Below are 19,244 nucleotides of genomic sequence, written 5' to 3'. Positions count from 1 at the left end.
GCCGGGTCACGGGGTGAGCGCGGCCGCCGACGCCGAGGCGCGCTCGATCGCCTTGCGGACGCGTTTGGCCGAGATCGTCATCCGGGTGCCGAGGGTCTGGGCGAACAGGCTGACCCGCAGCTCCTCCAGCATCCAGCCGATCTCCTCCACCGCCGCGGGCAGCCGCCCCGGGGGCTGGCGTGCACACAGCTCCGCGTACGCGTCCTCCAGGACGTTCACCGTCTCCATCGCCTGCCGGTCGCGGGCCGGGCCGCCGGGCAGGGCCGCCAGCCGAGCCACGATCGCCCTGAGGTAGACCGGCAGCCGCTGGTAGTACGGGTCGTCGGTGGCGGCGATGAAGCCGGGGAACACCAGGTTGGCGCGCTGCTCGGCGATGTCGGCGCGGACCTCGGCATCGCCGACCGAGGCCAGGGCGAGGCTGACCTGCTGGTCGGCCCGGAGCACCTCTGCGGCGACGGCGACCACCCGGCGCATGTGGTCGGCATTGTCCTGGCGGACGGTGTCGCACAGCGCCGCGAACGCCCGCTCGTCGCGGATCTCGGCCGGGTCGACCGCCCCGGCGATCAGGTCGCCGACCGACTTCAGCCGGGCGTCGGCGAGCAGCGCCGGCACCGCATCGTACGGGCTGGAGCCGAGGGCGAACTTGTCCGGGTTCGGCAGGTGCGAGACCACCCAGCGGGTCGGGTCGGGGGTGTTGAGCAGCACCAGCCGGCGCAGGCCGGCCCACTGGCTGGTCGCGGCGTGCGCCGCGGTGTCCTGGACGACGCTGCCGACCGTGGAGCCCTCGTCGGCCAGCGCCGGATAGCCGGTGGCCCGGGTGCCGAGCCGATCCACCGTCTCGACGGTCACCTCGCGCGGCAACGTGCCGAACCGCCAGCTGACCGACCCGGTGTGCCCGGCCGCCCGGGAGGCCTGCGAGAGGGTCGCGGCGACGGTGCGGGTGTGCTCCTGCTGCAGCGCGGCGAGGTCCTTCCCGCGGGCCACCTCGACCTCGCCGGACGCCCCCCGGCCGGCCGCGCCCCCGCCGGGGCCGGCCTCGGACCGGACCACCACGAAGGTCACCCGGAGGTGGTCCGGGAGCTTGCCGGCGTCCCAGTCCCCGGGTGCCACCCGGAGCCCGACATCGGCGGCGAGCCGCCGACCGAGCGCCGTGGTCAGCGAGGTCACCGTCGGGTCGAGCTCGCCGGCCCGGAGGTCGTCGGCCAGCTCCGCAAGCAGCCGGCGGGCCCAGTCGGGGGCCGGGACCACCCGGGTGCGCTGGGCCTTGGGCAGAGCGCGGATCAGTTGGGTGACCAGGTCGAGGCGCAGCCCGGGCACCTGCCAGGTGAACGGCGCCGCCGGGAGTTCGCTGAGGATCGGCAGCGGGATCCGTACGCTCACGCCGTCGGCCCCGGCACCGGGATCGAACACGTACTCGACGTCGAGGGTGTGCTCGCCGACCTGCCAGGTGTCGGGGAAGTCCCCGGCCCGGCCGAGGTCGGCGGAGTCCTGGACCAGGTCCTCCAGGGTGAGGTCGAGGAAGCCGTCCTCCTCGTGGCGCTTCGTCCGCCACCAGGCGTCGAAACCCGCCACCGTGCACACGTCGGCCGGGATCCGGGCGTCGTAGAAGTCGTAGATCGCCTGGTCGTCGACGACGATGTCGCGGCGGCGGGTCCGCTCCTCGAGCTCGTCGGCGCGGCGGCGGGTCTCCTCGTTGCGGGACCAGAAGTGGTGCCGGGTGTGCCACTCCCCCTCGACCAGGGCGGAGCGGATGAAGATCTCCCGGGCGGCGACCGGATCGACGCGGGCGTACGACACCTGCCGGCGCCCGATCACCGGCACCCCGTAGAGGCTCGCGGTCTCGTACGCCACCGCCTGCCCGGCCCGCATCGACCAGTGCGGTTCGGCGTAGTGGCGCTTGAGCAGATGGCCGCCGACCTCCTCCACCCACTCGGGGCGGATCCCGGCCACGGTGTGCGCCCACAGCCGGGTGGTCTCGACCAGCTCGTTGGCCATCACCAGCTCGGGCGGGTGCTTGGCCAGTGCGGAGCCGGGGTTGATCGCGAACCGCGCCCCCCGGGCACCGAGATACTCCCGGGGGCCGCGGCGGGGGCGGCCGTGGCCGTCCCGGGGCCGGTTCCGCTTCTCGTCCCTGAGGTCGGCCAGGCCGACGTGGGAGAGCAGACCGGTGAGCACCGCGATGTGGACACGGTCGGCGTCGGCCGGCAGCTCGTTGCGGTGCATCCCGAGATCGCGGCAGATGTCCCGCAACTGGTTCTGCAAGTCCTGCCACTCACGGATCCGCAGGTAGTTGAGGAACTCGTCGCGACACATCCGCCGGAAGGCGTTGCCCGACATCTCCCGGCGGCGAGCCGTCAGGTAGTCCCACAGCCGGAGCAGGGCGACGAAGTCCGAGCCGTCCGGATCCGGGCTGGCCTCCCCCTCGGCGGCCATCGGCGCCCAGAAGCGGCGGTGCAGCTGGTCGGCCTTCTCCCGCTGCTCCCGAGGCCGTTCGCGGGGGTCCTGGATGGTGAGCCCGGCGACGAGCACGACCATCTCGCGCAGGCAGCCGTAGTGTTCCCCGGCCAGCAGCATCCGGCCCATCCGAGGATCGAGCGGGACCCGGGCGAGTCGGTGTCCCAGCCGGGTCAGCCGCGGCCGGGACCGGGTGGTCTGCTCGGCCAGCGCCCCCAGCTCGTCGAGCAGTCGCATGCCGTCGGTGATCTGGGCCGATTCCGGTGGCTCGACGAACGGGAAGCCCTCGATGTCCCCCAGCCGCGCCTCGGCCATCTGCAGGATCACCGCGGCAAGGTTGGTACGCAGGATCTCCGGCTCGGTGAACTCGGGGCGGGACCGGTAGTCCTCCTCCGAGTAGAGCCGGATGCAGATGCCCGGCGCGACCCGGCCGCAGCGGCCGGCGCGTTGGTCGGCGGAGGCCCGGGAGACCGGTTCGATCGGCAGCCGCTGCACCTTGGTACGGATCGAGTAACGGGAGATGCGCGCGGTGCCCGGGTCGACCACGTAGCGGATCCCCGGCACAGTCAGCGAGGTCTCGGCCACGTTGGTGGCCAGCACCACCCGGCGGCCGGTGTGCGGGGTGAACACCCGGTGCTGCTCGGCGGCGGAGAGTCGGGCGTACAGCGGCAGCACCTCGGTGCGCGGCAGCCGGAGGTCGGCGATCGCCTCGGCGGCGTCGCGGATCTCCCGTTCGCCGGAGAGGAAGACCAGGATGTCGCCGGTTCCCTCGGCGGACAGCTCCCGGATCGCGTCGCAGATGCCCTCGTTCTGGTCCTTCTCTACCGCCGCCCGGCCCTCCGCGTCGGCACCCCCGGCGGCGGCAGGCCCGTCCCCCTCGACACCGTCGACCAGCGGGCGGTAGCGCACCTCGACCGGGTACGTACGCCCCGACACCTCGATGATCGGGGCGTCGTCGAAATGCCGGCTGAACCGCTCGGTGTCGATCGTGGCCGAGGTGACGATGACCTTGAGGTCGGGCCGGCGGGGCAGCAGCTGCTTGAGGTAGCCGAGCAGGAAGTCGATGTTGAGAGACCGCTCGTGCGCCTCGTCGATGATGACGGTGTCCCAGGAGCGCAGGTCACGGTCGTGGGAGATCCCGGCCAGCAGGATGCCGTCGGTCATCACGGTGAGCGCGGTGTCCTGCTGGGCCCGGCGGGTGAACCGGACCTGGTAGCCGACCTCCTCGCCGAGCTCCACGCCCATCTCCTCGGCGATCCGCTCGGCGACGGTACGGGCGGCCAGCCGCCGCGGCTGGGTGTGCGCGATCCGCGTCCGACCCAGCCGCAGGCACAGCTTCGGCAGCTGCGTGGTCTTGCCGGAGCCCGTCTCCCCGGCCACGATGACCACCTGGGACTCGGACAGGGCAGCGGCAATGTCATCCACCCGGGCGCTGATCGGCAACTCCGGGGGGAAGGTGATGGTCGGGGTCAGGAGGGCTGGCCTCCCCGGATCTCTTCCTCGTCGAGCGGACCGGTGTCCTCGGCGCGGTCACGGACCAGCGCCAGCGGGCACTCGGCGTGTGCCATCACCCCACGGACCACCCCGCCGACGCCGAAGCCGGCGGTGGTGTGCACCCCCAGCCAGAGCAGGTCGAGTTCCTTGGACCGGGCGACCATCTCCTTGACCGGGTGGCCCTGGACGACGTGGGTGGTCACCTTCACCTCCGGATAGCGCTTCTGCAGCGGCTGCAGCAGGGCGTGGACACCGCCCTCGGCGGCCGCGCCGGCCACGTCGACGGCCTTCTCCCCGGTCCGGCGTACCGCTCCCGGCACGTCCCAGACGTGGATCACCTCCAGATCGACCTTGCGCCGGTCGGCCTCCGCAAACGCGGCGGCGAGGGCGGCGGCACCGTTGGCGGTCGCATCGACGCCGACACCGATCCGGTGCAGCCGACCGGTCGCAGCGGGCGAGGAGGCGGCGGAGATCATCACCACCGGGCAGTGCGCGGTCGCGGCCACGCCGACGCTGGTGGAGCCGACGAAGATCCGCTCCAGACCGGACAGCGACCGTCGACCGACGACCAGCAGATCGGCATCGCGGGAGAGCTTGGTGAGGGCTGCCGTGGCGTTGCCCATGATCACCTCGGTGCGGATCCGGTCGGCGGGGAAGCCTTCGCCCTGCACGGCCTCGGACGCCTCGGTGACGACCTGCATGCCGGCCTCGTGCAACACCGACGGGTCGTAGACGACCCCCCAGGCGCCCGCCAGGATGGCGTCGTCGACGATGTGGGCGATCAACAGGTCATCCTCACGCAATTCGGCCGCACCACGGGCGTACGACAGGGCTCGGTTGGCGTCCGGCGATCCGTCGACACCGACCAGCACGACACCCCGACGCGAAACTGGTTCAGTCATCACTGCCTCCTGCTGTCGAGTTCTGCTGTCGAGTCTGTCACTTCTCCTCGCGGTCCACCACGCGTCCGCTGATTTCCCGCACTGCCACTGTGACGAAGAGATCACGCTCGCCCTTCGCCCACGGCATCGGGCCGTCCGCCCGGAGTGCCTCGAGCCAGGCCGGGTCGGTCGGAGTGGCGGACACACCCTGCACCAGCACGCTCCACCCGTTGCCGGTCGACACATCGATGTCGTCCACCTGGAAGGACACCTCGCGCCCCTCGGCGAGCTCGGCGAGCACCGATGCGCGGGAGGTCCGGAAGACCACAAGATCGTCACGCACGACGTAGTTCACCGGCAGGACCAGCAGTCCCGCCGCCGGAGAGATCCAGGCCACCCGGCCGACCTCCTGGGTCCGCAACAGGACGCGACAGTCCTCGGGGTCGAGCGCCGCGAACATGCCTTCGTGCATGGTCCTCCTCCGTATTTCCTCGTTCGATGGTACTGGAGACGACCGGCCTCACTCGACCTCGAACGTCGTATGACCGCCCAGTTTGTGGGCGAGTTCCTCGTCGATCCCGTCGGCGATGTCGCTCATGATCCGCACCGCCTGATGGAGGTGGGCCGGGACGAACGGGTGGGTGAGCACCGACAGGCTGGCGAACACCTTGTCCCGGACCAGGTGGAACTTCACCATCCGGGCGTCGGCGTTCAGGTCGTTGAGCACCTCCGCGGCCCGGGAGCGTCCGGCCACGTCGTGCACGATCACCGAGAACAGGATCAGTTCCCGGCCGTCCTGGGAGACCCTCAGGAAGAGCATCGCCGACCCCACCCGCAGCGCGATGTCGCCCTCCTGGTCACGCAGCGGCGCGTGGCCGAACATGTCGGTGAGTTCGGTCTCGATCATCTCGTTGAGATGCCGGGTGTTCACCGGGATGGTGGCGATCACGTCCTCGGCGTCGAACTCCGTCGCGCCCGACAGCGGTTCCGGGTGCGGGGTGAGCACCTCGGCGAGGTGGTCGGGGGCCAGGAACACCGGGTGCTGCACCCCGAACACATCGCGCAGCGCGCCGACCGCGGCGGCGGCCAATCGGTCGGAGGCCTCTTGGTCCAGCTCGATCCAGAAGTTCGCGGTCGGCCGGGGCCCTTCGATGGTCGGGGCGGACCAGCCGAGGCGCTCCATCAGCGCGAGCTGCTCCGAACCGAGCTGGTAGTCCTCACCGAGCACCGCATTGCTGGAGGCCTCCGCCCGGATCGTCGTACGGTCCAGCGCGGTGAAGCTGACGTACGGGACCTGACTCTCGTCGACGGCCACGCATCCGATGGTGAAGTCGGCCGAGTCGTCGATCACCGAGATCACCTCGGCGAGGCGCAGCTCGAACTCGTCCCAGGCCTGGGCGATGCTGCGATCGAGGTCGAAGTCTCCGTACTGGGGCACGGCCCGAAACTAGCGCACCGACGGGGGCACGTCACGACAGCAGGGCAGCGATCCCGAAAATGCTCAGCACCGACAGCACGGTCGACACGAAGATCGCATCCCGGGCCATCACCACGCCCCGGCCGTACGTGGTCGCGACGACGAACACGTTCTGCGCCGTGGGCAGGCCGGCCATCACGGTGACCGCCAGCAGGTGCGCGCCGTCGAGATGCATCACGAAGCGGCCGAAGACCCATGCCACCAGGGGCATCGCGACCAGCTTGAGGAGCACCTGGAAACCCAGCATCGGTCCTGCGGCACGGTCCGGTCGGGGGCCCAGCCGCAGCGAGATGCCGAAGGCCATCAGGATCCCGGGCACCGCCATCGCACCCACCATGGTCAACGGTGCGGCGAGCAGCGGGGGGATGCTGGTCCCGGTCACCGACAGCAGCACGCCGATCAGGGTGGCGATGGTCAGCGGGTTGCGGAAGAACCGCCCGATGAACGCGCGGACGGTGAAGTGCGCCTCCGAGCCGGTGCTGAGATCGAGCAGTGCCAGCCCCAGCGGCTGCAGGAAGAGCAGCTGGGTGAGCATCACCGGCACCACCCGGGTCGGCGACCCGAGGACGTACGTCGCGATCGGCAGGCCCAGGTTGCCGGCGTTGACGTACGCCGAGGCGAAGGCGCCGGTGACCGTCTCGGCCATCGGCAGCCGCCAGACGAACCGGGCCGCGACCACCCACACCACGATGATCGCGGCGATCGACACCAGCGAGGCGACCAGGTCCACGGACAGCAGGGCGGTGACGTCCTCCCCCGCCAGCATCGTCACGAAGAGCACCGGCATGGCGACGTAGAAGGACAGGGTGCCGAGCATGTTCTGGGTCTGTTCGGTGAACACCCCCAGATGTGCCAGGAGGTAGCCGACGGCGACGACCACAGCGATCACGAAGAACCCCGACAACACACCCAGCACCTGCCACACTGTAGGACCCCGCCGCCCCGGCGCCGTCGCGCCCCCTGGTCGTCGACGGCAGCGGGCCCGACGGTCGGGATCGACCCGATCGACCCGATCGGCCGGTGAGGAATCGACCCGCGACGGTCGAGGGGTGGCACCGGTCGTTCCTGAGATACTGACGCCATGACCGCTCCCCAGCAGCCGTCGACCCCGCTCTCCGGGAGCACGGGATTGCCCCCCGCGGCCCCGTTCGGAGCTGACTCGGCGGCGGCCCCCGGGCCGGGCGAGGTGCCGGCGGACCGGCGGGGTGGGCCCGCCGACCGGCCGCCGACCCCGCCGGGGGCCGAGCAGACCCCACCGTGGTTCCGGCCGCCCGGCGCCCCTCGCCCGCCGGCGCCCGGGCCCACCCCACCCGCCGGCCCGCGCCGGGCGACGACCGCCCCGTCCCGGCGACGGCTGCCCATTGTGCTGGTCGGCGCGGTGGTGGCGCTGGTGCTGATCGGCGGCGCGGCGTTTTTCTCCTGGCGCTACCTCGAGGGGCAGCGGTACGACGCCCGGCTGGCCGCGGATCGAGCGGCTGCCCGCGAGGTCGCCGAGGCCTACCTGGGAGCACTCCGGGACGCGAAGGCGGCCGCGGCACTGGACACAGCGGCGGAACGCCCCGGCAACGCCTCCCTGCTGACCGACGAGACCCTGCGGGCCGCCCGCGACAAGGGCGGGGTGACCGGCATCCGGGTCGGCGAGGCCACCATCGCCCAGGACCGGGCCCGGCGCGTCATCGGCGACGCCGGCACCGTCGAGGTGCACTACCAGGTGGCCGGGCAGGCGGTCGACGTCGCGCTGCCGGTCTCCCGGGTGGGATCCCACTGGAAGTTGTCGGCCGTCACCTCCCGGGTCGACCTGGGGGCCGGGTCACCGCCACGGACCGTCTTCGGCACGGTGCCGGACACCACGATCGTCGACCTGTTCCCCGGCAGTTACCGGATCGCCACGACCTCCACCTTCGTCACCCTCGCCGAGCCCGACCTGATCGTCACCGCTCCCGATCCGCTGGGCGCCGCGGCCCAGCACTGGACCGGCGGGGAGCCAGGGCTGTCGACCCAGGCCCGCAGCGCGATCACCGATGCCGCGCACGATTCCCTGTCGGCCTGCCTCGGGCAGCGGTCCCTGACACCGGCCGGCTGCCCGATCGCCATCACCACCGGGTCCGCCATCACCGTCCGACCGGACACGATCAGGTACACGCTGCTGGACGATCCGTGGCCGGGCGCCGAGGTGACCTTCGACGCCGCGAGCGGCGGCGCCACCGGGAAGGTGACCCTGCACTACCGCCTCGAAGCGGCAGCCACCAGCGGGAACGTCGAGGGGGTGGTCCGCCAGGACTACAGCTACGACGCGCACTTCACCGCCGATCTGCAGGGCAGCACCCCGGTCATCACCTGGAAGTAGCCGGCGGGCCGCCCGGATCCGTGGGACGCTCACGCCGGCCGGGCTGTTCATGCCGGCCGGGATCGCGGTCCCGGCGACTCCGCTTGCGCCACCGTCGGCCCGATCCCGAGCCTGGACCGCCGGCCGGCTCGGGGTCGGCAGGGTCGTCGACCGGATGCCCGGCGGCCCACTGTTCGAACGCCGAGATGGCCGTCGGCAGGGTCGGGAAGACGTAGTCCCGGCCCACCGCGTCGATGATCCCGGCACGTTCCAACTGGGCCCGGGCCTCCTCGTTGAGCCGGGCGATGGCGAACCGGATCCCGTGCTCGTCGAGCATCCGGCGCAGTTGCTCCATCTCGTCGCCGGCGGTGAGGTCGACCTCGCCGTTGGCCTCGGCGTTGAGCAGGAACCATCGGGTCGGCGTGTCGGCGGTCAGCGCGGCCTGCAGGGCCCGGCGGCGGAAGTCCACCGAGTTGGCGAAGAACAGCGGCGCGTCGTACCGGTAGACAACCAGGCCCGGCACCGGCTGCGCCGCCGGGGTGTCGGCGGTGTCGTACATGCCGGGGGTGCCGGGGACCCGCCCCAGGACCGCCTCGGCCGGGGTGGTCAACCGCCGCAACAGGTCGAGGATGGACAGTCCCACCGCGATGGCGATCCCGATCAGGACGTCGAAGGCGAGCACCCCGGCGGTGGTGAGGATCGCCAGCACCAGCTCGCTGCGCCGGAACCGGGCCACCCGCCGCCATTCGCGCAGGTCGATCAGCTTCAGTGCCGCGAAGACCACGACCGACCCGAGGGCCGCCGACGGAAAGGAGGCGATCGCCGGCCCGAGGAAGAACAGCGTCGCCAGCACGCACACCAGCGAGACCAGCGAGGAGAGCTGGGTGTGGCTGCCCATCATCGCCCCGAGCGCCGTACGACTGCCGCTGCTGCTGACCGGAAAGCCACCGGTGAGGCCCGCGGCCGCGTTCGCCGCGCCGAGGGCGAAGAACTCCTGGTCCGGGTCGATCTCCCGGCCCTGCCGGGCGGCGAACGAGCGGCCGGTGAGGACGTTGTCGGTGTAGCCGACCAGCGCCACACCGACGGCGACCGGGACCATCTCCCGCCAGGGGATGCCGGTCAGGTCCGGCGGGCCGAACGGCGGCAGCCCGGCGGGCACCGCACCGATGACCCGGATGCCCTCGGCAGTGAGGTGGAACCCGGCCACCACCGCCGCCGAGGCGGCCATTGCGAGCAACGGCCCGGGCCACCGGGGCAGGAAGCGGTCGAGGATGAGCAGCACGACCAGCACGGCGAGGGCCAGCACCGCGGTCGGCCAATGCAGTTGTACAGAGTTCGTCACCAGGCTGCGGACCTCGAGGTAGGTGCTGCGCCCGTCGGTGGCGATCCGGGTGACCCGGCCGAGCTGACCGATGATCATCAGCGCCGCGATCCCCGTCATGTAGCCGAGCAGCACCGGTTTGGAGAAGAACTCCGACAGGAAGCCCAGACCGGTCGCCCAGCCCACGAAGCAGATCACCGCGACGGTCAGCGCGAGCACCGCCGCCAGTGTCGCCCGTTGCCCCGGGTCGGCGTCCGGGGCGAGGGTGGCGATGGCGGTCGCGGTCATCAGGGCGGTGGTCGACTCCGGCCCGACGGACAGTTGCCGGGAACTGCCGAGGATCGCGTAGACCACCAACGGGCCGACGATCGCCCACAGCCCGGTCACCGGCGGGAGTCCGGCGATGCCGGCGTACGCCATCACCTGCGGGACGAGATAGGCGGCGACGGTGAGACCGGCCACCAGGTCGCCCCGCCACCATCGGTGGTCGTAGTGGCGCAGGACGCCCACTCCCGGGAGCAGGCGGGCGCTGTCGAGGCGCCCTCGCTCAGCCCCGGTCGGCGGATCCCCCGACCCCGAGCCCGCAGCGGCTGTCATGGTGCCTATCGTACGGACGGAGGGTCGTACGATCCGGGGATCGACGGCCCGACGGACCCGCGTCCGCCGACCTGCCCTGCCCGTGGAACTCAGCTGCGGGCTTTCCGCTTCGCCAGCCGGTCCCGGGTCGTCTGGTCTCCTGTCCGGTTCTCGGCCACCCGCGCCTCGCCCGACCCGGCACGCTTGCGCTCGAGGGAGGCCCGCAGGGCGGCCATCAGGTCGATCACCTCGCCGCCCTCCTCCACCGCCGGCATCGGTGCCGGGCCGGCGGCGATCACTCCCTCCTCGGCGGCCAGCCGGGCCTCCACCAGTTCCTTGAGCTGCACCTGATAGTCGTCCACGTACGCCGTGGGGTCGAAGTCCTCGGAGAGCTGCGCGACCAGCAGGTTGGCCATCGCCTGCTCCGCGTCGGTCACCGGCGCCTCGGGGATCCGGCCGGCGAACTCCGGCTCCCGCACCTCGTCGGCCCACAGCAGCGACTGCAGCACCATCAGGTCGCCGCGCACCCGCAGCACCCCGAGCCTGGTCCGCTGTCGCAGGGCGTACTTCACCACCGCGGTGCGTTCGGTCTGTTGCAGGGTCGACCGCAGCAGCAGGTACGGCTTGGCCGCCCGGGCGTCCGGCTCCAGGTAGTAGGCGGAGCCGAGGGTGAGCGGATCGATCTGCTCACTCGGCACGAACTGCAACACCTGGATCTCGTGGGCCGCCTCGGCCGGCAGCCCCTCCAGCTCCTCCTCGGTGAGCACCACCCGTTTGCCGTCGGCCTCGTACGCCCTGTGGATGTGCTCGTACGGCACGATCTCGCCGCACGTCTCGCACCGGCGCTGGTACCGGATCCGTCCACCGTCGGCATCGTGGACCTGGTGCAGCGACAGGTCGTGCGACGACGCGGCGGCATAGAGCTTCACCGGCACGTTGACCAGTCCGAAGGCGATCGCGCCTGCCCACATCGACCTCATGACTCCATTGAACCCGACAGATGTGATCTGGGGAACATACAGTGAGAGCTGGCGGCGGACGCGGGAGGTGCGATGGAGGGCAGACCCCGGACGGTGGAGGTCGGTGGCCGGACGATCACGCTCAGCAATCCCGACAAGGTCCTCTACCCGTCGACCGGCACCCGCAAGGGAGACGTGCTCGACTACTACCTGGCGGTCGCCGAGCGGTTGGTCGACTGGGCCCGGGACCGGCCGGCGACCCGCAAGCGCTGGGTGCACGGCGTCGGAACGGCGGAGCAGCCGGGGCAGGCGTTCTTCACCAAGCAACTGGAGCGGGGCGCACCCTCGTGGGTGGCCCGCCGCGACATCCGGCATGTCGAACGCGTCATCAGCTATCCCTTGGTCAACGACGCCGCGACGCTGGCCTGGCTGGCCCAGGTGGACACCCTGGAGATCCACGTCCCGCAGTGGCGGTTCACCCCGGCGGCGGAACCCGGGCCGCCCGACCGGCTGGTGCTGGACCTCGACCCCGGGCCGGGGGTCGGGCTGCCGGAGTGCGTCCGGGTCGCCCGGGAGGCCCGCGCGGTCCTGGCGGACATGGGCCTGACCGCCTTCCCGGTCACCTCCGGCGCCAAGGGCCTCCACCTCTACGCCGGGTTGCCCGGCACCGCCTCGTCCGAGGAGGTGAGCGCCGTCGCCCGGGCGCTGGCGGAGGCACTGACCCACGAACTGCCCGATCTGGTCGTCTCGGAGATGCGCCGGTCGCTGCGGACCGGGCGGGTGTTGCTCGACTGGTCGCAGAACAACGCCCAGAAGACCACCATCTGTCCGTGGTCGCTGCGTGGTCAGCTGATCCCGACCGTCGCCGCACCGCGGGACTGGGACGAACTCGACGACCCGGGCCTGGCCCAGCTGACCATGGCGGAGGTGCTGGACCGGCTGCGGCACGGCGGCGGCCACCACCCCGTCGCCAGGTCCGGCCGGACACCCTCGGCGGGCACGGTCGGGGCGCCGCGCTCGGCGGGCACGGTCCATCCGCCGCTCCGGCCGGGCGGAACCGAGCCGACGTACGCGCCGATGCTCGCCACCCCCGGGACCCTGGGACTGATGTCCGGCGAAGGATGGGCCTACGAGATGAAGTGGGACGGCATCCGCGTCCTCGCGCGGACCACCGGGCACCGGGTGCAGCTGACCAGCCGGACCGGTAGGGACGTCACGGCGACCTACCCGGAGCTGGCCGAGCTGGGCGTGCTGGCCCGGGAGGACGTGGTCGTGGACGGTGAGGTGGTCGCCCTCGGGTCCGCGGGCCGCCCGGACTTCGGTCTGCTGCAGCAGCGGATGAACCTCGCCGGGGCCGCCGACCTGGCCCGGCTGGAGGCGGAGGTCCCGGTCGCCCTGATGGTCTTCGACCTGCTGGAGGCCGACGGGCGCGACCTCACCGGCGAGACGTACGACACCCGCCGGCGTCTGCTGGACGATCTGCTGACACCGGGCCACGCCGTCCTGGTCCCGCCGGCGCACCACGGATCGGCGAGCGCAGCGATGTCGGCCTCGGCGCGGCTCGGCCTGGAGGGGATCGTCGCCAAACGTCGGTCCTCCGCCTACCAGCCGGGCGTACGGTCCGCGGCGTGGCTGAAGGTCAAGCATCGGCGCAGCCAGGAGGTGGTGGTGATCGGCTGGCGTCCGATCGCCGGCGACGTGGATCTCGGGGCGGTGCTGACCGCGGTGCCGGACCCGGCCGGCCATCTCGTCTTCAGCGGCCGGGTCGGCTCGGGTTTCGGCGCGGAGACGCGCCGGGAGGCCCGCGTCCTGCTGGAGCCGCTGGCTCGGGACACGCCGCCGGTGGTCGTCCCGCCTGCCGAGCTGCCGGGCACTCACTGGGTGGAGCCTCGGCTGGTGGCCGAGGTCGATTACGGGGAGGTCACCGCCTCCGGACGGTTCCGGCACCCGATCTGGCGCGGGTGGCGGCCCGACCGGGTGCCAGCGGAGGTCCGTTGGGAGTGATCCTCGTGGCCGCGAGGATCAGTTCCTGGGAGGGGTCAGTTCTTCGGGGTGGTGCGGATGCCGAAGGGCAGATACGCGGGGCAGGTACGCACGGCGGCGGTCCCGATGAGCAGGACACCGACGACGGCCAGCACGATGCCGAGGACGGACCGGATGCCGAGGACGAAGGCCAGAACGATCAGGATCGGGCCGAGGACGAAGCGGACGAGACGGTCGGTGTTGCCGATGTTCTTGATCATGACACCCTTTCGATTAATACCCCTAGGGGTATGAAGAAATCGGCACCATGATAGCGCCCGACGGACGGTTCGTCGCCTCCACCTGGCACGGGAGCCGGGCACCCCCTTCGCCCGCGCCCACTCCTCGGCCGAGAACGCCCACCGCAGCGAGGCCCCCGGTCCGGACCATCCGGATCGGGGGCCTCACCCTGGTTGTCGCGCCGTGCGCCAGTCGGCCTAGCTGCAGCCGCTGGTCGAGCCGCAGCCCTCGCAGACGTAGCACGAGCCACTGGGACGCATCTTCGTGCCGCAGGTCAGGCAGAGCGGTGCGTCGACCGACGTCCCGGTCAGTTCCTCCATCAGCTCGGCGCTGGTGTGCACGTCGTGCGGGGCCGGTCGGTCACCGACCGTCGCCGCCTCGTGGCCGGCCTCCGGCGCCGTAGGGCGAGCGGCCGGCGCGGGCGCGACCGGAGCCGAGATGCCCGTGGTGGAGGTGGCGGACGAGCCGGTGGATCCCAGGGTGAGCGGTGCCACCAACAGCGCGGGCGCCGACGACGGCCGACTGGGCGGCAGCTCCGTCCCGGCGTCGGCCTCGTCCTGGTAGCTGCCGGTATCCAGGTAACGGGCCCGCTCCGCGGCGGTGTAGATGCCGAGTTCGGCCCGCTCGTCGAACGTCAGGTAGTCCAGAGCCAGTCGGCGGAAGATGTAGTCCATGATCGACTGGGCCATCCGAATGTCGGAGTCGTCGGTCATGCCCGCCGGCTCGAACTTCAGGTTGGTGAACTTCTGCACGAAGGTCGTCAGCGGCACGCCGTACTGGAGGCCGATCGAGACCGCGATGGAGAACGCGTCCATCACCCCGGACAGGGTCGATCCCTGCTTGCCCAGCTTCAGGAAGATCTCGCCCAGCCCGTCGTCGGGGTAGGAGCCGGTGGTCATGTACCCCTCGGCGCCGGCGACGGTGAACGAGGTGGTGAAGCTCGGGCGCTTCTTCGGCAGCCGCTTGCGGATCGGGCGGTATTCGATCTGCACCTCGGGCTCGACGACCTCCGCGGCCTTGTCCGCCTTCTTGCCGGTGGACAGCGGCTGGCCGACCTTGCAGTTGTCGCGATAGACCGCGAGAGCCTTGAGGCCGAGCTTCCAGCCCTGCAGGTAGACGTCGGCGATGTCCTCGACCGTGGCCGATTCCGGGAGGTTCACCGTCTTGGAGATGGCGCCGGACAGGAACGGCTGCACCGCGGCCATCATCCGTACGTGCCCCATCGGCTTGATCGCCCGCTGCCCCATCGCGCAGTCGAAGACCTCGTAGTGCTCCGGCTTGAGCCCGGGGGCGTCGACGACGTGACCGTGTTCGGAGATGTACGCGACAATCGCCTCGACCGTCTCCTCGGGGTAGCCCAGCTTCGCCAGCGCCCGCGGGATGGTGTGGTTGACGATCTGCATGGACCCGCCGCCGACCAGCTTCTTGAACTTGACCAGCGAGAAGTCCGGCTCGATACCGGTCGTGTCGCAGTCCATCATGAAGCCGATGGTGCCAGTCGGGGCCAGCAGCGAGGCCTGGGCGTTGCGGAAACCGTTCTGCGCGCCCAGCGAGACGACCTGTTCCCACTCCCGGGTGGCGGTGTCGTGCACGGCGGCATCCATCAGGTTGACCGGACGCAGCTCGTCGTTGGCGGCCTGGTGCTTGCGCATCACCCGCTGGTGGGCGTCCGCGTTGCGGGCGTAACCGTTGTAGGCCCCCTCGACGGCGGCCAGCTCGGCCGAGCGCCGGTAGGCGGTGGCGGTCATCAGCGAGGTGATCGCCGCGGCGAGGGCCCGCCCGCCGTCGGAGTCGTAGCCGTGGCCGGTCGCCATCAGCAGCGCACCGAGGTTGGCGTACCCGATGCCGAGCTGACGGTAGTTGCGGGTGGTCTCGGCGATGGCCTCGGTCGGGAAGTCGCCGAACGTCACCGAGATGTCCATCGCGGTGATGATCAGCTCGACCGCCTTGACGAAGCGCTCGATGTCGAAGGTGTCGTCGTCGGTCAGGAACTTGAGCAGGTTGAGGCTGGCCAGGTTGCACGACGAGTTGTCCAGGCTCATGTACTCCGAGCAGGGGTTGGATGCGGTGATCCGCCCGGTCTCGGGGTTGGTGTGCCAGTCGTTGATGGTGTCGTCGTACTGCAGCCCGGGATCGGCGCACTCCCATGCCGCCTGGGCGATCTTGCCGAACAGGTCACGAGCGTCGACGGTGTCGATCACGTCGCCGGTGAGCCGGGCCCGCAGGCCGAACTCGTCGCCGTCCTCGACGGCCCGCATGAACTCGTCGGTGACCCGCACGGAGTTGTTCGCGTTCTGGTACTGGACCGAGACGATGTCCTTGCCGTCCAGGTCCATGTCGAACCCGGCGTCCCGCAGGGCGCGGATCTTGTTCTCCTCGCGCGCCTTCGTCTCGACGAACTCCTCGATGTCGGGGTGGTCCACGTCGAGGACGACCATCTTCGCAGCCCGGCGGGTGGCGCCGCCCGACTTGATGGTGCCCGCCGAGGCGTCGGCACCACGCATGAACGAGACGGGTCCCGAGGCGGTGCCGCCGGAGCTCAGCAGTTCCTTCGACGAGCGGATCCGGGAGAGGTTCACCCCGGCACCGGAGCCACCCTTGAAGATGCGTCCCTCCTCGGCGTACCAGTTGAGGATCGAGTCCATCGAGTCGTCGACCGACAGGATGAAGCAGGCGCTGATCTGCTGGGGCGCCGCGGTGCCGACGTTGAACCAGACCGGCGAGTTGAAGCTGAAGTACTGGTGCAGCAGCATCCAGGTCAGCTCGTCGGCGAAGACACCGGCATCTTCCGGGGTGGCGAAGTAGCCCTCCTGCTCGCCGGTGGTGCGGTACTTGTTCACCACCCGGTCGATCAGGGTCTTCAGGCTGGCCTCGCGGGCGTCGGTCCCGACGGCGCCACGGAAGTACTTCGTGGTGACGATGGTGGAGGCGTTGATGCTCCAGAAATCGGGGAACTCGACGCCGCGCTGTTCGAAGACGCTCTCGCCGGTCTTCCAGTTCGTCTGGACGATGTCACGCTTCTCCCAGGTGACCTCGTCGTACGGGTGGACACCTTCGGAGCTGAAGACCCGCGCGATCGTCAGGCCCGTACCCTTGCTGGGCTTGGGACGGGCCGACCGCGACCGATTGGTCGACGGACGGGTGGTTTCGGACATGGGTGGCCCCTCTTCTCGTGGATGAAGGTTACGAATTGCTGGTGGCGACGGAGTTCGACCCCGCCCGCAGGGCGGCGATCTCGGCCTCGAAGTCCTCGGCGGACTGGAATTGGCGGTAGACGCTGGCGAACCGCAGGTACGCCACCTCGTCGAGTTCCCGGAGCGGACCGAGGATGGCCACCCCCACGGCGTGCGACGGGATGATCATCTGACCGCAGGCGCGGATGGCGTCCTCGACCTGTTGGCCGAGCCGGGCCAACTGGTCCTCGGTGACGGGCCGACCCTTGCAGGCCTTGCGGACGCCTTGGACGACCTTGTTGCGATCGAACGGTTCGACCACCCCCGACCGCTTGCTCACCGACAGCTGCATCTGCTCGATGGTGGTGAAGCGCCGACCACACTCCGGACACTGGCGACGGCGACGGATACTCTGGCCGTCCTCGGCAGCACGGGAGTCGAGAACGCGCGAGTCACCGTGGTGACAGAACGGACAGTTCACCTCTCCCCTTCCTTCGGTCGGCGCCCTGCTGATCAACAGATCGGGCCCATCCGCGGACGGAGCTGAGGGCAGGCCTGTTGATCACGTGTGGACAACGTGTGGGTAACTAGCACAATCTGTGGATGAACCACACGTCTGTAACTACTAGATGTTGTGATCATAGAACCCAGGAACCCATAGATCAACCCACCCACACCACCGTGTCGCCCGGTCCGGGCGGCACCCCCGCCACCGAATCACGACGGACTCAGGACGCCGTCACGAGATGTAACCCGCCATCACCCCGACCACGACCACGGCGACCACCACGGCCGAGACAGCCATCAACGCCAGCAGCGCCACGGCCGACACCGCATCGAAGACCGCCCCGCACCGCGCCCCCAAGGCCGCCAGGCCAGGGCCGATCCCGCCGCCCCGTCCGCGCCCGAACACGTACGACTCCGGGACACGCGACGGCCTGCGCCGCCCGACCCCCGCAATGATGCGCCGATCCTCGAGCCTCACCACGGAGCCTGCCGACCACGCTGTCCGCCCCGCTGCGGACCCGGCACGGCCCGACGGCAGGTCGTTCACCAGCGCGCACCGCCGCACCTCCGACGATCGACCCACGGGTGTCCGGCCCGGCCGGACCCGGCTCCGGCCGGTGACGACGGCCCCCTTCCGGAACACCTCCGGACGGTCCGCCTCCACGCCGGCCGACCTCACCCCGGCCCCCCTCGGTGCCCCGGCCATCATCGACCCGGCACCATTCACGCCGACCCCCACCCGGGCCTCTCGCACCACAGCAGTCATCGTCATCTCCCTGAGTCGAACCTACGTACGAAAACTCTAGCGAACGCCTGATCGAATCGCAACAGTCGGATCGCCGTCGAGGAACAGCACACACCAGGCCTCTGACATCGACTCCACCGAGCTGTCCGACCACCCGACACGGCCACCGCAGCCGACTCGCCCGACACCCTCGAACAGGTGTTTGATTGGTGGTTTCGTCAGCGATACGGTGAGCACATGGCCGATGGACCGGACGACACCACGCCCCCCCGACGGGGTCGACCCCGCACCAGCGCTGTCGAGGAGCAGGTCCGGGCGGCACGCCGGGCCCGGCAACAGGGGCTGACCGAGCGGCGCGATCACCGTCCGTCCGCGACGACCCCGCCGCGCAAGGAGCTGACTCCGCGCCAGCAGTTGATCCTCGACATCATCCGGGCCACTGTCGAGGACCGCGGCTATCCGCCGACGGTCCGGGAGTTGGGTGACGCCGCCGGTCTGTCCAGTCCGTCGAGCGTGTCCCACCAGCTGAAGGTGCTGGAGGAGAAGGGCTACATCCGCCGCGATCCGAACCGGCCCCGGGCGATGGAGGTGGTGGTCCCCGGCGAGGATGCGCCGGCACTGCCGTCGTTCCCCTCCCCCGAGGTGCCGCCGTTCGACCCCACCGGCCTGCGTGATGCGATGCCGTCGGCGATCAACGTGCCGGTGGTCGGCCGGATCGCCGCGGGTGTGCCGATCACCGCCGAGGAACAGATCGAGGACGTCTTCGCCCTGCCGAAGCAGCTGGTGGGTGAGGGAACCGTCTTCATGCTCGAGGTGCGCGGCGACTCGATGGTCGACGCGGCCATCTGTGACGGGGACTGGGTCGTGGTCCGCCAGCAGCCGGATGCGGTGAACGGTGACATCGTCGCCGCGCTGCTGGACGACGAGGCCACCGTGAAGACCTTCAAGCGGACCGCCGACAAGGTCTGGCTGCTGCCGCACAACAGTGCGTACGAGCCGATCGACGGCACCCACGCGACAGTCCTCGGCAAGGTCGTCGCGGTGCTCCGGCGGGTCTGATCCGGCCGCC

14 protein-coding genes are annotated in these 19,244 nt (G+C 70.9%); 3 read left to right on the top strand and 11 right to left on the bottom strand.

Features of this window, described 5'->3' with window-relative positions; genetic code table 11:
* Nucleotides 1-6 precede the first annotated feature (6 nt).
* Genes hrpA through R0145_RS07400 form a run of 5 tightly spaced genes read right to left on the bottom strand, consistent with a single transcriptional unit; the run spans nucleotide 7 to nucleotide 7,222 of the window.
* Entirely contained in the window at nucleotides 7-3,927 is a 3,921-nt protein-coding gene (gene hrpA, locus R0145_RS07420; RefSeq protein ID WP_317840183.1) for an ATP-dependent RNA helicase HrpA, read from the bottom strand.
* Entirely contained in the window at nucleotides 3,924-4,850 is a 927-nt protein-coding gene (locus R0145_RS07415; protein WP_317839715.1) for a universal stress protein, read from the bottom strand. The genes hrpA and R0145_RS07415 overlap by 4 nt, the downstream gene beginning before the upstream one ends.
* Before the next feature lie 37 nt (nucleotides 4,851-4,887).
* Complete coding sequence (locus tag R0145_RS07410; protein WP_317839714.1) at nucleotides 4,888-5,301, bottom strand: pyridoxamine 5'-phosphate oxidase family protein; 414 nt, start codon at nucleotides 5,299-5,301, stop codon at nucleotides 4,888-4,890.
* Nucleotides 5,302-5,349: 48 nt separating this feature from the next.
* Nucleotides 5,350-6,267 (bottom strand): T3SS (YopN, CesT) and YbjN peptide-binding chaperone 1, encoded by a 918-nt coding sequence (locus tag R0145_RS07405; RefSeq protein WP_317839713.1) that lies wholly within the window; start codon nucleotides 6,265-6,267, stop codon nucleotides 5,350-5,352.
* A 31-nt stretch (nucleotides 6,268-6,298) separates the two neighbouring features.
* Nucleotides 6,299-7,222, bottom strand: coding sequence for an AEC family transporter (locus tag R0145_RS07400; protein WP_317839712.1), 924 nt, complete (start codon nucleotides 7,220-7,222; stop codon nucleotides 6,299-6,301).
* 165 nt (nucleotides 7,223-7,387) lie between these two features.
* Between R0145_RS07400 and R0145_RS07395 the strand changes: the two genes are divergently transcribed.
* Entirely contained in the window at nucleotides 7,388-8,653 is a 1,266-nt protein-coding gene (locus R0145_RS07395; RefSeq protein ID WP_317839711.1) for a hypothetical protein, read from the top strand.
* Here R0145_RS07395 and R0145_RS07390 read toward each other — a convergent pair.
* Nucleotides 8,640-10,550, bottom strand: coding sequence for a sulfate permease (locus R0145_RS07390; RefSeq protein ID WP_317839710.1), 1,911 nt, complete (start codon nucleotides 10,548-10,550; stop codon nucleotides 8,640-8,642). The genes R0145_RS07395 and R0145_RS07390 overlap by 14 nt on opposite strands.
* A gap of 89 nt (nucleotides 10,551-10,639) precedes the next feature.
* On the bottom strand, nucleotides 10,640-11,509 hold the full coding sequence (locus R0145_RS07385; RefSeq protein ID WP_317839708.1) for a Ku protein: 870 nt from the start codon (nucleotides 11,507-11,509) through the stop codon (nucleotides 10,640-10,642).
* A gap of 72 nt (nucleotides 11,510-11,581) precedes the next feature.
* Between R0145_RS07385 and ligD the strand changes: the two genes are divergently transcribed.
* A complete protein-coding gene (gene ligD / locus R0145_RS07380; RefSeq protein ID WP_317839707.1) occupies nucleotides 11,582-13,492 on the top strand; it encodes a non-homologous end-joining DNA ligase in 1,911 nt (636 codons plus the stop codon).
* 35 nt (nucleotides 13,493-13,527) lie between these two features.
* Here ligD and R0145_RS07375 read toward each other — a convergent pair whose 3' ends face one another.
* The 4 genes from R0145_RS07375 to R0145_RS07360 form a co-directional block, all read right to left on the bottom strand.
* On the bottom strand, nucleotides 13,528-13,731 hold the full coding sequence (locus R0145_RS07375; RefSeq protein ID WP_317839706.1) for a DUF2892 domain-containing protein: 204 nt from the start codon (nucleotides 13,729-13,731) through the stop codon (nucleotides 13,528-13,530).
* Between the two features lie 216 nt (nucleotides 13,732-13,947).
* Nucleotides 13,948-16,905, bottom strand: coding sequence for a vitamin B12-dependent ribonucleotide reductase (locus R0145_RS07370; protein WP_317839705.1), 2,958 nt, complete (start codon nucleotides 16,903-16,905; stop codon nucleotides 13,948-13,950).
* Between the two features lie 28 nt (nucleotides 16,906-16,933).
* Nucleotides 16,934-17,404, bottom strand: a complete 471-nt coding sequence (nrdR, locus tag R0145_RS07365; RefSeq protein ID WP_317839704.1) for a transcriptional regulator NrdR — start codon at nucleotides 17,402-17,404, stop codon at nucleotides 16,934-16,936.
* Nucleotides 17,405-17,662: 258 nt separating this feature from the next.
* Nucleotides 17,663-17,836, bottom strand: coding sequence for a hypothetical protein (locus R0145_RS07360; protein ID WP_317839703.1), 174 nt, complete (start codon nucleotides 17,834-17,836; stop codon nucleotides 17,663-17,665).
* A gap of 576 nt (nucleotides 17,837-18,412) precedes the next feature.
* Here R0145_RS07360 and lexA point away from each other — a divergent pair.
* Nucleotides 18,413-19,234 carry a transcriptional repressor LexA gene (gene lexA / locus R0145_RS07355; protein ID WP_317839702.1) on the top strand — a complete coding sequence of 274 codons (822 nt, stop codon included), beginning with the start codon at nucleotides 18,413-18,415 and terminating at the stop codon, nucleotides 19,232-19,234.
* Nucleotides 19,235-19,244 lie beyond the last annotated feature (10 nt).

Source organism: Raineyella sp. W15-4 (genome assembly GCF_033170155.1).
In the GTDB taxonomy this organism is placed as follows: domain Bacteria; phylum Actinomycetota; class Actinomycetes; order Propionibacteriales; family Propionibacteriaceae; genus Raineyella.
The sequence above is the reverse complement of the archived record's forward strand: the minus strand, read 5'-3'. Positions and strand labels throughout refer to the sequence as shown.

Bases quoted from the DNA above. Each gene is read 5' to 3' on its own strand.
- R0145_RS07395 (WP_317839711.1), top strand. From the start codon at position 7,388: ATGACCGCTCCCCAGCAGCCGTCGACCCCGCTCTCCGGGAGCACGGGA.
- lexA (WP_317839702.1), top strand. From the start codon at position 18,413: ATGGCCGATGGACCGGACGACACCACGCCCCCCCGACGGGGTCGACCC.
- R0145_RS07410 (WP_317839714.1), bottom strand. From the start codon at position 5,301: ATGCACGAAGGCATGTTCGCGGCGCTCGACCCCGAGGACTGTCGCGTC.
- R0145_RS07390 (WP_317839710.1), bottom strand. From the start codon at position 10,550: ATGACAGCCGCTGCGGGCTCGGGGTCGGGGGATCCGCCGACCGGGGCT.
- R0145_RS07415 (WP_317839715.1), bottom strand. From the start codon at position 4,850: ATGACTGAACCAGTTTCGCGTCGGGGTGTCGTGCTGGTCGGTGTCGAC.
- R0145_RS07370 (WP_317839705.1), bottom strand. From the start codon at position 16,905: ATGTCCGAAACCACCCGTCCGTCGACCAATCGGTCGCGGTCGGCCCGT.
- R0145_RS07385 (WP_317839708.1), bottom strand. From the start codon at position 11,509: ATGAGGTCGATGTGGGCAGGCGCGATCGCCTTCGGACTGGTCAACGTG.
- ligD (WP_317839707.1), top strand. From the start codon at position 11,582: ATGGAGGGCAGACCCCGGACGGTGGAGGTCGGTGGCCGGACGATCACG.
- R0145_RS07375 (WP_317839706.1), bottom strand. From the start codon at position 13,731: ATGATCAAGAACATCGGCAACACCGACCGTCTCGTCCGCTTCGTCCTC.